Genomic DNA, 12,450 nt, shown 5'->3' on the forward strand with positions numbered 1-12,450 from the left:
CACCTGGGAAACGGGCTGGCCACTGTCTCGATAATCCTGTAGAATGCGTGTTGGAATCATGGGCAGCCAAGGGGACCCGAAGCGAAAAGGAGGCAGGATCATGGCGGGACTTCGCGAGGTGGTCGTCGTGGACGCGGTGCGCAGCGCGATGGGCAAATCGGGCCGCGACGGAATGAAAAAGAACGGTCAGTTGTGTCAGGCCTCGTCGCAGGACCTCTTGGCGGCGGTCTTGCGTGGGCTCGTGGACCGCGTGAAAGCGAAGAGTCCAAAATTCGACGAGCACGACATCGAGGACATCATCGTCGGGTGCTTGAGCCAGATCGGCGAACAAGGGATGAATCTGGCACGCGTGGCGGCGTTGCTGGCCGGGCTGCCGCGGGAAATTTCGGCCTGCACGGTGAATCAGTTCTGCAACGCGGGGTTGAAATCCATCATGTTCGGCGCGCAGAGCATTCAGACCGGCAACGGCGACGTGATGTTGTGCGCGGGCGTCGAGTTGATGTCGCATTACGGCATGGGTTCCGACGTGCAGGTGGCCATGGACGCGAATTATCCGGTGCGGTTCTCGCCGCGGTTAGGTGAGACGGGCATGACCGTGCCGCAGGGCCTGTGCGCGGAGATGATCTCGGAAGCGGAAGGCCACACGCGCGAGCAACTCGACGCCTTCGGCATGCACAGCATGCGCAATGCGGTACAAGCGCAGCGCAACGGCTGGTTCGACAACATCATCCCGTTTGAATTCGAGTGGGAAGGTCAGAAACGGCGCGTCGAGGCCGACGAGGTTCTGCGCGCGAAAGCGGCGGACGACCCGGACGGATTCCTGAAGGACCTGGCCAGGTTGCCGGCGCCGTTCAAGGAGGGGGGGCTTGTGACGGCGGGGAATTCCTCTCAGATTGTCGACGGCGCCGCGACGGTGTTGCTCATGAGCGCGGACAAGGCCGAGGCGCTCGGACTCGAACCGCTGGTGCGGATTATCGGTCTGGCGGTGGCGGGCGGCGAGCCCGTGCCGATGTTGCTGGCGCCGATCTCCGCCATGAAAAAGGCGCTTGCGCGCTGTGGGAGAACGATGGAGGACATGGATATCATCGAGCCGAACGAGGCGTTCGCGTCGCCGTGCCTCGCCTTCGCGAATGCGTTCGGGTACCCCTTCGACGACCCGCGCGTGAACCCCACGGGCGGCGCAATCGCGCTGGGGCATCCCATCGGCGCGTCGGGCGTGCTCTACTTCGGCGAGATGGTCCGCCACCTGCGCCGGATCAAAGGGCGGTACGGCATCCAGACGTTGTGCGGCGGCGGCGGTCTGGGCGTTGCCGCGGTTGTGGAGCGGATATAGCGGCCTGCAGGCGCGCGCGCAGGACAAACCAATCATCCACAGGAAAGGTAATCCCCATGGCTATTACGGGAATCGAGACCTACTTCTTCGAGCATCCACTCGCGCGGCCCTTTCATCCAACATGGGTGCCCATGCACGAACAGACGGCGAACCGCTGCCTGATCCTGAAATTGCTCACGGACGACGGCCTCGAAGGCGTCGCCGCGGCGTCGGTGTTCAGTGAGGAACAGGCGCGGGTATTGAAATTCATCGTGCAGGACACGATCGGCCAGTTCCTGGTCGGCGCGGACCCCAATGACGTTGACCTGTTGGCAGAGGTGGTGCGCCTGTACGGATTCATGATCGGGGGCAGGCCGTGGCTGGTCGAAGCGGCCCTGTGGGACTTGGTGGGCAAGCGGGCCGGGCAACCCCTGTGTCAGCTCTGGGGCGGTAAACGGGCGGAACTGGAACTCTACGCGAGCACCGGCGAATTGGCTACCGCCGAACGGGCGCCGGAACGCGCATTGGCCGCGCGCGAGGCCGGATTCAAAGCAATCAAGCTGCGCGCGCACCATTGGGACTACCGCGATGACATCGCGGCCGTGCGCGCCGTGCGCGAGGCCGCCGGCGACACCATGCGTATCCTCGTGGACGCGAATCAGGGCTGGACCCTGTCGCCGCTGGGCGTGAAATGGGACTACGAAGCGGCGCTGGGTTTTTGCCGGGGCGTACAGGACTTTGACGTTTACTGGGTTGAGGAACCCTTGCACCGCTTCGATTTCGACGGTCTGGCGCGGTTGCGCCAGGCGGTGGATGTGCCTATTGCCGGTGGCGAGATGAACCAAGGGCTGCATGAGTTCAAGGTGCTGCTCGAAAAGGACTGCCTGGACGTGTATCAGCCGGATGCCACGCTCGCGGGCGGCGTGTCCGTGGCGCGGGAAGTGGCCCGCCTCGCGTTGCAGCGCGGCCGCAGCTTTTCGCCGCACACGTGGACGAACGGCATCGGCTTTGCCGTGAACCTGCACATTGCGGCGAGCTTGTCCGAGTGCCCGATGCTCGAATACCCCTGGGAACCGGAAAGCTGGTCGCCGGAAGTGCGCGATGCAATGCTGTCCACGCCGTTTCTCGCCGAAAACGGGGCGATACGCGTTCCCGAGGGGCCGGGATGGGGGATTACGCTCAATCCGGACGCAATGGAGCGTTACGCCAAGAAGCTGTGAGCCTCAAAGCCCACATCGGACACCCCAGAATCCCGGCGAAAGGCCGGGAATTCGAGAATATGGATGCTACAGGGTCCGCTTTGGGCGGGCGAGTCGAGCGTTTGGCAGTTCGAAGAGACGCTTGACGTGGTCGCTCAGTTCCTCCAGCGGGAAAGGCTTCTTGAGGAAATCGTCGAAGCCATAGTCGGCCAAATCGCGGATTTCATCTTCTTCGATAAAGCCGGAAATGCCGAGAATGCGCGTGTTGCGGGTTTCCGCGCGGCTCTTGACCCGTTCACAGACCATGCGCCCGTCCATGTCGCTCAGGTGGATGTCCAGGATGACCAACTGCGGGTTGTGCTCGACGACCATGGCGCCCGCGTCAAAGCCCGTCGACGCCGTCAGCACCTCGTAGTCCTCTTCCTTCGTCAGGACCGATGGAATAATGTCCAGATAGTAAGGGTCGTCGTCCACCACGAGGACGCGGCGTTCGCCCTGCTCCAGACGTTCGAGAGGAATGCCGTGGCTGAGCATGAACTTGCGGAGGCTTTCATAGGGAATGCGGCGGTCGCCGCCCGGGCCCAGGCGGTAGCCATCAATCTGGCCCAAGTCGAACCAGCGTGATACCGTATCCGCGGACACCCCGCAGATAGCCGCAACTTCCCCCGTCGTGAACACACGATTTTTCATATCGCCGTCATGCCTCCAGCCGAGCTAGGTGCGGATACGCGTTTTCGGGGTATACGGCTTATTCGGCCTCACTATACGCCGGCACTTGTCCGCTGTCAAACTGAGGATAATCCCAAGCGCAAAGCAAGAACAGTATGATGCGCCCGCGCGATGCAAGAAGAGGGCGTTCCCCGTACCCTGCTCGAGTCGAGGAACGCCCTTCCCAAATACGTCTGTCAGTCAAGTTCTCAGGAGTTGGCCCCGGCAATTACACCGATCAGCGCGCCCATGCTCGGCAGAACCGGCGCCGTCGCCTGCGTGTCCGTCGGCGGGTTATTCGTCGGACTTGGAATGTAGCGAATCCAGTCCACATGGCCGTCCAGGTAGAGCACATTGCAGCCGCCCGGCACGTGGTTGAAGTACTGAATCGCGCCTGAGCCCGCGAACAGGTCCATCATGATCCACACCGTGCTCTGCGCTTGCGCCGTCGCGGCCGGATTGTTGATGTCCGTGATAAGGAACCGTTCGATGCCTTCGCGAAGCCGATAGATGGTCTCGCCGCCGCCGTTGCCATAACCGACGGGCACCGTCACGTCATCGTCCGCGGCCTTCATCAGGGCGATGGCGAGCGGATTCGAGGTCGCGTACTCGCCTACCTTCGGCAGGAGGCCGTTCAGCGTATAGCCAAACTGGGCCGTCGCATACGCGTCCGGCGGGATCACGGCTTCGGGGATGAAGTTCAGGAGCAGGTTGACGTTCGTGAACGCCGAGACCGGCAGCGGGGGAAGGCCAGGAACGTTCATGCGGTCCAGCGTCCAGCCGATGTACGCATAGCTCGCGTCGATGTCGCCCGGGCTGTCAACAAACTCCGGCGTTCCATCGTCTTTGAACATGTCTTCAATGGATTCCTCGGCGTCCGACGGGCAAACTGCAATCGCCGGGTCGTTCAGGTATTCGGGGTAAATCGAATTGACCTGCGGGCCGGCAGCGATGTCAATCGCGTCGTCACCTGGGAAGTCCGGGTCGTTGGTGTCCGTCACCTGGAGATGGGGATACCGTTCGCCGGGGTCTTCGCCCGAGTACATCTTGAATACAAGGCCCCATTCCTTCAGGTTGTTCTGGCAGCTCGAGCGGCGAGCCGATTCGCGCGCGCGCGCCAGCGCCGGCAGCAGGATCGCGGCCAAGATACCGATAATCGCGATCACTACCAGCAGTTCGATCAGAGTGAAACCCTTGGTCCTACGCATTGCAGTTCTCCTTAGTCCGGTTAATAAGAGCCAATTAAGACAAAACACACCCACCATGAGTGTATTCGCCGAACACGATGCAGACCCGGTTCCGTCGGCCATGTCCCTGAGTGCCAAGACCTACAAAACCGCCGTTTACTGACCTGCAACGAATTACACGCATCCGTGCGCTGCCCGCATCCTGCTTAACCACCGTCTTCCCCGAAAGAAAGCCAAGGATTTCGGCTTTCTATAGATATTATACATCGAACCCGCGCCTGTTTTCAACTGATCTACCCGGCCAATACACCCCGCAAGGATTCTAACCTAATCTGGAACGGAAAGCAAATGTGCGCTGCAGTCTTGGGAACAGGCGGCGTCGAAGCCTCGTGCGCCCGGGTCTTCTTTGTCGTGTTGTGCGGCATGACAAGCCAATTGCGGGCGTATTTCGCCGAGAATCCGGAATTCCACATTGGCATGCATATAGATGCGGTATAAGGGTAATACAGTGCGCGTGGCGCCGTTTCGCAGGCGGGCCATGCCGGGCATGGGGGCTGCTGGCCTCCCGTCGCGGCTTCTGAAAGGACCGGTTTTGTATCACGGGGAATTCCTGGCAATCCCCGTACTTGCGGCCACGCTCATACGGCACTGGATGAGGTGTGACGGGCGGTCGCGGGCCGTAGACAAAAATATCCCCGGGCCCGTGGCCGGACCCGGGGACGTCAAAACAGGATTTGTGAACTCAGCTGCTCACGCCAGCGATGGCGCCGATAATTGACGCTGTCGACGGCATGACGGGCGCAGTCGCGCCTTCATCCTTGTTGATGTAGCGGATGAAGTCGACGTGGCCATCCAGGAACAGTACATTGCACCCGCCTGGAATGTGGTTGAAGAACTCGATTGCGCCCGTGTTGGCCACTTGGTCCATCATGATGAACACGGTGCTTTGCGCCTGGGCCGTCGCGGCCGGGTTATTGATGTCGGTGATCAGGAAACGCTCGATGCCTTCGCGCAGACGATAGATCGTCTTGCCGCCGCCGTTGCCGTATTGGGCGTACTGAGTCAGCAATTCGATGTCCTCGTCAATCTTGGCTTCGAGAGCGGCTGCCTGCGCGGCGCTTCCGCTGCTGATCAGCGGCGTGTAAAGGCCGCCCACCTTCTGGAACAGGGATTCTGCAGCGGCGCCCAGCTGCCAGTCGACCGGCACCGTAGTGTCAACCGAGCCGCCTCCCAGCGCACTGATGATAGTCTGCACGGCGGCGAATGTCGAAAACGGCGGGGCAGGCAGATACTTGCCCATCCGGTCCAAAGTATAGCCCAGATAGGCGTAACTGGCGTCGACGCGTTCCGGATTCAGGTGCAGAATGGGGTCGCCCGTGGTCTCATCGTAGAAATAATCCACCGTTTCGACGGCGTCTGACGGACACACGCCGATCGACGGGTCGTTCAAGTACTCGGGATAGATGCAGGCAACCTTCGGGCCCGCCGCAAGGGCGTCTTCGAAGCTGCCGGAGCCATAGGGATTCTCTTTCAAGGTCTGCAGCGGCGGCATCCGTTCGCCCGGATCCTCGTTCGAGTACATCTTGAAGACCAGACCCCATTCCTTCAGATTATTCTGGCAGCTCGAGCGGCGGGCGGACTCGCGTGCGCGCGCCAGCGCCGGCAGCAGGATGGCGGCCAGAATGCCGATAATTGCAATTACCACCAACAACTCAATCAGCGTAAATCCTTTTTTCTTCATCATTTCCTACTACTCCTCTTCAAGGTTCTTTGTCGTTTATCTGCGTTATCGATAACATGCCACAAGGAACACAACAAAAGGCCGTCTCCTTGACCTCTGCGTCACCAGAAACCCAATGGTCCCGTACGGGAAAAAAACTCTTCCTGGTGTCGACCAACGCTTCCAAGGGCACAGCCGATTTGCCTTCTCGAAATAAGCAGCCCCTGCACACCTTGCCTCGCCGCATCGCAGCAACGGCGGACACTCTTGCTGCTCCCGGTATGTCAACAATATAGCACGATAAACCGCCGCTGTCAATCGTTTTTTCCCGCACGAATGCCGCGTGGAACACGACAGGTTCCTTGTACGTCATACTTGATGAATGGCAGCCACATTCCCATAATTGAGGACCCCTGGAGCCGAGAGTGCCGTCCCGAGGTTATGCGTGACACCTGACCGGGTATTTGACCGGGGGGGGACTCTTCATGCCTCGCGCGCGCCGTGCCCCCTGAACGTATCCGGTCCAAGATTGCCGGAACTGCGCGGGCCAGCTCCAGCAGGGCGTGGGTATTTGCATGAAAACAACAAGGGGAGCACCCAACGGTGCTCCCCGGTTCTCCTGTTTGCCGGACCGCTTACGGAATCAGGTCCATGGCTTCGGTCAGCAGCACCGCCCAGCCCCGGCTGAACGGCGTATCACCCGGGTAACGGATGAAGTCCACGTGGCCGTCCATATAGAGGACATTTCCGCCACCCGGCACGTGGTTCATGAATTCGACCTTATACTGGATATCGTCCATGACGACGAAGACCGTGCTCTGAGCCTGCGCCTGTTGCGCCGGATTGTTGATGTCCGTGATGAGAAAGCGCTCGATCCCTTCGCGCAACCGGTAAACCGTGCCGCGGGTGCATGGCAGGTCTTGGTCAAACGCGTCGCCGCTGGGGGGCGAACCGTTCCGCCATTCGGTATCCATGTCATCCACGGCCTCATAGAAAGAGGCGAGGAAAACGGGGTCGATATCCGACAACAGCGCAAAGTTCTCGGCATTGACCCTGGTCGGATTCAGCAGCCAGAATCTGTCCAGAATCGCCCATGAGAAATAGTTGTAGGATTCGGCGTTGAACCGGCAGGGGTCGATTTGGGCGCGCTGGACGTCGCTGTCGACGTACCAGCCGCCGTTGGTCTGGGTGTTGGTTATGGCGTTGGGGTCCGATGGGCACAGCATGATCCACGGGTCATTCAAATACTCGGGATAAACAGACAACCCGTCGAAAATGAAGTCCGGCGAACCGCGCCGTTCACAGGCACCGCCGTCTCCGTTCTCCCACCGCTGAATGGTGGGGAAGCGTTCGCCGGGGTCTTCGTTCGAGTACATCTTGCAGACCAGCCCCATTTCCTTGAGGTTGTTCTGGCAGCTGGCGCGGCGCGCCGACTCGCGTGCGCGTGCCAGCGCGGGCAGCAAGATGGCCGCCAGAATGCCGATGATCGCGATGACGACCAGCAGCTCAATGAGAGTAAAACCACGTCGTCCTAGCATGATGATTCCTCCTGTGATGCAGGTTGAATGTTTACAGGCCGAAACGACACGGCGTGTCTCGCTTCATGCCTGTGGTTTGCGGAAACGGACTTCTCAACACCCAGCCTCAACTGCATACCCAAGTTTCCCTTTACAACTCATCCCTGTCATCCCCCGTCTCTTCACAGTAACAAACCATTATCTGTTCACAGTATACATCGTTTCGCCTGTTTTCGCCACGATTATTTTCTATGCTTTAAATAATAAAAACGTAAACACTGTTATAAAATTATAATTCCAATAAACCCAGTTTTTCTCTTTTCATAATTTGAATGACTGGGAGGCCGATTCCGGTCGCGGGGGCCGCGCACAACCATTGAGAAAAAGAGGACAAAATACTCCACATAAGGCAATAAAGGAAACGGGCGCATCCCGAGTTTGCGCGGGATGCGCCCGATGGAGTTCAGACGAAGGGGACTATTCGGGCGTTACGGCCGCTTTCAGTCCCGTGACCGGCGTGCCGTCGGGGTTACGCAGGCGGGCGCAAGCGCCCCAGTCGCCGCCCATCTGGAACACGGCGACCGTGAGGGTGTTCCAGCCGGCCTTGAGCTCCACGGGGACCTTGTCTTCGCCCGGCGTGAGCGCGCGTCCCACGTTTTGACCATGCACGAGCTCGCCGTTGAGCCAGACTTTGACGCCGTCGTTGCTGCCGAGTTCGAGCACAGCGGCCGACGCTGCGGGCGCGTTGACGCAGGTGCTCAGAAAGGCGACGCATTCCGACCCGCCGAAAGCGCGGCCCAAGTCGGCGACGAACGCGTCCGGGCTAAGCCCCATCGGCATGATGCGCCAACTGGCGTCGTTCGCGGCGGGCGGGACGGTCTCGTCGAATATCATCTGGGCGCTCTTGCCGGGGGTCGCATGGGGTCCGGAGACCAGCCACGCGGTGATATAGTCGTCGCATCGCTTCATCAGCCGCAGAATGCCGTTGGCCTGCTTGCGCAATTCCTCGTCCTGGCTGTCAGCGAAGGCCGCAAGCCGGGGCGTGACCAGCTGCGGGTAGGCGCCCCAGATCGCCTTGGCGACATTGAACGCGGCGAGGGTGGCCTCGGCGGCGAGAGCCGGTTCCTGCGCATAGGCGTCGATTACCTCGAAGGACACGGCGGTTGGCAATTCGCCCAACGCGGCGAGGATGAGTTTCTTCTCCGCATCGTCGCGTGCCAGCGCCGCAATAGTCTGGAAAGCCTGCGCGCGGACATCGTCGGGTTTGTCTTTCGATGCGCGCATCAAGCGCACACAGCCTTCAAAAGCCTTCGCGCGCTCGACGTCGTTCTTCGGCGCAGACGCAATCTTCAACAGGTCGTCGGCAGGCATGGAGTCGGGCCACGCGGCCAGCGCTTCGACAACGACGGCCCGTAAAGCGTCGCTTTCCTTGTCCAGGGCGGTGCGGAGGGCGTCGAGGGCCTCGGGCGTGGCGATCTGGCCCAGCACGCGCAGCAGCGACGCGCGGGAGTCCTCGCCCGGCGTGGCGGCAAGCGCGATGATCGCGGCGTCGGCGCGGTCATCCACCGCCGCGATGCGCGCGGCGGCGCCGGCAACCGTGCGCTCTGCGCTCGCTCGCGCGTCCCCTTCGGTCAGCGCCGTGAGCATGGCGACGAGCGCCGGCACGTCTTCCGCGCCCGCCGTGGTGCGCAAGGCGCGCCACGCCTCCGAGCAGACCGGCTCGGGAGTTGTCCGCGCCAGCTGCATCAGGTCCGCCTTGGCCTCCCCGGCGCCGCGTTCGCCCAGGCTGCGCACGGCCTCGGCGGCCTGTTCCATGTCCTGCGCCTTTGCGGCGGCCACGAGTGCCGCGTTGACCTCCGCGCCGGGCATCCGGCTGAGGCATTCCCGCACCGCGCGTTTAGTCTCGCCTTTTGCCGTTGCGGCGGCTTGGACCAACAGGGGCACGCAGGCCGAGTCGCCGCATGCGGGAACGGCGCTCAGCGCCGCAAACATGACGGATTCATCGCCTGACAGGAGTCTTGCGAAAACTTCCGCCGCGATGGGCACTTCTTGTTCGCTCAAGGCCGGAAGCAGGAGCAACTGCCCGGCTGCGTCGAGGCCGGGCAACTTCTGTGCAAACGTGCTCAAGTCTGCGTCGTCCGGCAGGCTCCGGAGCAGCCCGGCCGCGGCGCGTTCGAGCACCGGGTCGCCGCTTTCGAATACCCCGAGCAGTTGGTCCAGGGCCTTCGCGGGCTCGCACGCGACCATGCCGCGCAGAGCCGCCGCGCGCACATGACCGGACTGGGCCGGGGCGAGGAACACCTGGTAGATTGCGGCGGCGCCGGCCGTGTCCCCGGCCTTGAGCAGTCCGTCGGCCATCAACAGGCTGGCGTCCACCGCGGCATCGCGCATATGCGCTGGACCATCCTGAACGGCGCGTTGAATGACATTCGCCGCGTGTCCGCCGCCAATCAAGGCGAGGGCGCGCAGCGCCGCGGACCCCATTTCGGGGTCGGCCGCAAGCCCCTCGAGCGCGTTAACCGCCTCGGTGTCGCGGCGGTTGGCGAGGGCATTGATGGCGCCGATCCTGGTCCGCGTGCTTGCCGAGCCGAGCGCGTCGCGCAACGCCTGGCCCGCGGCTGCGCTCGGGTTGCGCTCGAGCGCATCGACGGCCGCGCCCGCGAGGGTTTCATGATTCAGTAGCGAGGTCAGAGCGGGTACGCACTGCTCGCCGCCGATGATGCCCAGTTCGCGGCAGATGAAGCGCGCCGCGTCGTCCGTGCATTTCGCGAGTATGGCGTCCGCGAGGCGCTTCTCGAGCTGTGCGCGCGCCGCCGGGTCGCCGTACGAAGCGTCAACGGCATCGTCGATCGCCGAGAGCGCCTCGCGCGATTCGCCGAAAGTGTAGGTCTTGAGCGCATTGAAGGCCGCGTCGAGTGCCGCCGCGTCCTGCGCGCGCGCCACGCCGGGGCAGAGAGACAGGGCCGCTGCAATCAGGCAGAGCATAAAGCGTTTCATGGGTGCCGCTCCTTCTTAAATGTGCCAGGGCGCGCGCATCGAGGCGCACAACATGCGGTCAGCTTCGGAATCGTTGATGAAATGTTCGTTGTCCGGGTCCCAGCGCAGGGGCCGGCCCAGCCGCATCGCGATGTTGCCCAGGTGGCACATGCACGCCGTGTGGTGGCCGGCTTCGGGCGGGGCCATCGTGACGCCGCGCGTCTTCACCGCGTTGATGAAGTCCTTGTGATGACCCGGGCTGCGGCCGAGATGCAGTTCGTCAGGGCCGATGACTTCCTGGAGCAGCGATGCCGGCTCGGATTCAAGGTTGCCGCCATGGATGTGGATGAACACCCAGCCTTCGTCGCCGATGAAGCGGACGCCGCGCGGCGGCTTGCACTCGCAAACCATGTGCACGCCGTTCGCGTAGTTGAACTCGAACTTGAAATTCATGGCCGTGTTGAAAAAGCCGTCCTTCGGGAAGTCGCCGTGGCCCGCCACGTCGACCGGCCCCGTGTGGTCGGTGCCGTTGCCGAGTTGGGCCAGGTCGATGATGTGCGCGCCGCGGTCCGTTACTTCGCCGCCGCTGTAATCGAGGATGTAACGGAAATAAAAGTGGCAGCGCTTCTCCGTGTACGGCTCCCACGGCGCGGGACCGAGCCACATGTCGTAGTCGAACCCGTCCGGAACCGGCATGGGCGGCTGGTTCTCGATGGGGCCGTGGTTGTCAATGGGCAGGTTGACCTCGATGGTGTGCAGCTTGCCGATGCGGCCGTTGCGCACCAGTTCGCAGGCGTACCGGGCGTTGTCGCGGGACCGCTCGTGGCTGCCGGTCTGGAATACGCGCTGGTACTGCGAGACCGCGTTCAAGACCGCGCGGCCCTCCGTAATCGAGTTCGCCAGCGGCTTCTCGCAATACATGTCCTTGCCCGCCTTCGCCGCGGCAATACTGACCAGCCCATGCCAATGGTCCGGCGTGGCGATCATGACGGCGTCGATATCGTCGCGCGCGAGCAACTCGCGGAAATCGTTGTACTCCGCGCAGCCCGCGTAGCCGCCGTCCGGCTTGCGCTCGGCGTAGAAGGCCTCGACTTCCGCCTTCGCTTCCGCGCGATGCGCCGCGTCCACATCGCACACCGCGACCATCTGCACCTCCGGGATGCCCAGAAAGCCGCGCATGTTGCCCCGGCCCTGGCCCCCGACGCCGATGCAGCCCATGACAATGCGTTCGCTCGGAGCGGGCTGCGCCTCGCCGCCCCACGCGGCCGCGGGGAGAAAGCAAGGAAACGCCGCCGAACCCGCGGCGGCCGCGGCGGTTCTCCTCAGGAATTGACGACGCGTTAGACCAGATACTCGTGACATGTACGCGACTCCTTCTCAGGTCATGATTGACACGTACCCCCGCACAAAACCGGTATCCCTCTATCCTGCCGGAATTCGGCGCGAGCTTCAAATCCTGTCCTTGCCCCCGGTTTGTGTGTTCGCTTCGCAATGAAAAGCGCAATGACAGGCCTTGACAAATCGCGCCGTATCTGCTTTGCTAGCAACATCAGGTCCTGCGGATCGGGAAACAGTGGGCGAAACGCGGGCCGGTGATAACGGTGGATTGTGTTAGATTGGGGAATAGGCTGATGCGGATTCGGGGTCTGGCCCAAACGGGGCAATTACTATCACCATTATGCTGTTTTCTGTTCCCTTTTCCCTTTTTCCGGGACGGGGCAGCGGTTCTGGTCGCCTTCTGCGCCCAAACCGCCCTTGCGGGGCCTGAGGGCGAGGGCATGGCCCCCGCCGCGCAGGAAACGGGCCTGCGCATGTTCAATCTGCGGCTGCC

At 62.3% G+C, this 12,450-nt stretch carries 9 protein-coding genes; 3 read left to right on the top strand and 6 right to left on the bottom strand.

The genetic code is table 11. The features are described from left to right. Positions 1 to 100: 100 nt before the first annotated feature. On the top strand, positions 101 to 1,333 hold the full coding sequence (locus KA184_20360; protein ID MBP8131939.1) for a thiolase family protein: 1,233 nt from the start codon (positions 101 to 103) through the stop codon (positions 1,331 to 1,333). Between the two features lie 56 nt (positions 1,334 to 1,389). Further along, the gene (locus KA184_20365; protein MBP8131940.1) at positions 1,390 to 2,532 is read left to right on the top strand and encodes a mandelate racemase/muconate lactonizing enzyme family protein; all 1,143 of its coding nucleotides are present in this window, start codon (positions 1,390 to 1,392) and stop codon (positions 2,530 to 2,532) included. A 66-nt stretch (positions 2,533 to 2,598) separates the two neighbouring features. On the opposite strand, the gene KA184_20370 is transcribed toward KA184_20365, so the two are convergent. From KA184_20370 to KA184_20395, 6 genes are all read right to left on the bottom strand, one after another. Continuing rightward, the gene (locus tag KA184_20370) at positions 2,599 to 3,201 is read right to left on the bottom strand and encodes a response regulator (protein ID MBP8131941.1); all 603 of its coding nucleotides are present in this window, start codon (positions 3,199 to 3,201) and stop codon (positions 2,599 to 2,601) included. A gap of 227 nt (positions 3,202 to 3,428) precedes the next feature. Beyond that, on the bottom strand, positions 3,429 to 4,427 hold the full coding sequence (locus KA184_20375; protein ID MBP8131942.1) for a prepilin-type N-terminal cleavage/methylation domain-containing protein: 999 nt from the start codon (positions 4,425 to 4,427) through the stop codon (positions 3,429 to 3,431). 721 nt (positions 4,428 to 5,148) lie between these two features. After that, complete coding sequence (locus KA184_20380) at positions 5,149 to 6,150, bottom strand: DUF1559 domain-containing protein (GenBank protein ID MBP8131943.1); 1,002 nt, start codon at positions 6,148 to 6,150, stop codon at positions 5,149 to 5,151. 611 nt (positions 6,151 to 6,761) lie between these two features. Then, complete coding sequence (locus tag KA184_20385; protein MBP8131944.1) at positions 6,762 to 7,664, bottom strand: DUF1559 domain-containing protein; 903 nt, start codon at positions 7,662 to 7,664, stop codon at positions 6,762 to 6,764. Between the two features lie 456 nt (positions 7,665 to 8,120). Further along, positions 8,121 to 10,640 carry a HEAT repeat domain-containing protein gene (locus KA184_20390; GenBank protein MBP8131945.1) on the bottom strand — a complete coding sequence of 840 codons (2,520 nt, stop codon included), beginning with the start codon at positions 10,638 to 10,640 and terminating at the stop codon, positions 8,121 to 8,123. Between the two features lie 15 nt (positions 10,641 to 10,655). Further along, positions 10,656 to 11,981: a Gfo/Idh/MocA family oxidoreductase gene (locus KA184_20395; GenBank protein ID MBP8131946.1), complete on the bottom strand. Its 1,326-nt coding sequence runs from the start codon at positions 11,979 to 11,981 to the stop codon at positions 10,656 to 10,658. Positions 11,982 to 12,250: 269 nt separating this feature from the next. Here KA184_20395 and KA184_20400 point away from each other — a divergent pair. Continuing rightward, on the top strand, positions 12,251 to 12,450 hold a 200-nt coding region (locus KA184_20400; GenBank protein MBP8131947.1), incomplete at its 3' end, for a hypothetical protein.

Source organism: Candidatus Hydrogenedentota bacterium, assembly GCA_018005585.1.
In the GTDB taxonomy this organism is placed as follows: Bacteria; Hydrogenedentota; Hydrogenedentia; order Hydrogenedentales; family JAGMZX01; genus JAGMZX01.

Bases quoted from the DNA above. Each gene is read 5' to 3' on its own strand.
- KA184_20360 (MBP8131939.1), top strand. From the start codon at position 101: ATGGCGGGACTTCGCGAGGTGGTCGTCGTGGACGCGGTGCGCAGCGCG.
- KA184_20365 (MBP8131940.1), top strand. From the start codon at position 1,390: ATGGCTATTACGGGAATCGAGACCTACTTCTTCGAGCATCCACTCGCG.
- KA184_20370 (MBP8131941.1), bottom strand. From the start codon at position 3,201: ATGAAAAATCGTGTGTTCACGACGGGGGAAGTTGCGGCTATCTGCGGG.
- KA184_20375 (MBP8131942.1), bottom strand. From the start codon at position 4,427: ATGCGTAGGACCAAGGGTTTCACTCTGATCGAACTGCTGGTAGTGATC.
- KA184_20380 (MBP8131943.1), bottom strand. From the start codon at position 6,150: ATGATGAAGAAAAAAGGATTTACGCTGATTGAGTTGTTGGTGGTAATT.
- KA184_20385 (MBP8131944.1), bottom strand. From the start codon at position 7,664: ATGCTAGGACGACGTGGTTTTACTCTCATTGAGCTGCTGGTCGTCATC.
- KA184_20390 (MBP8131945.1), bottom strand. From the start codon at position 10,640: ATGAAACGCTTTATGCTCTGCCTGATTGCAGCGGCCCTGTCTCTCTGC.
- KA184_20395 (MBP8131946.1), bottom strand. From the start codon at position 11,981: ATGTCACGAGTATCTGGTCTAACGCGTCGTCAATTCCTGAGGAGAACC.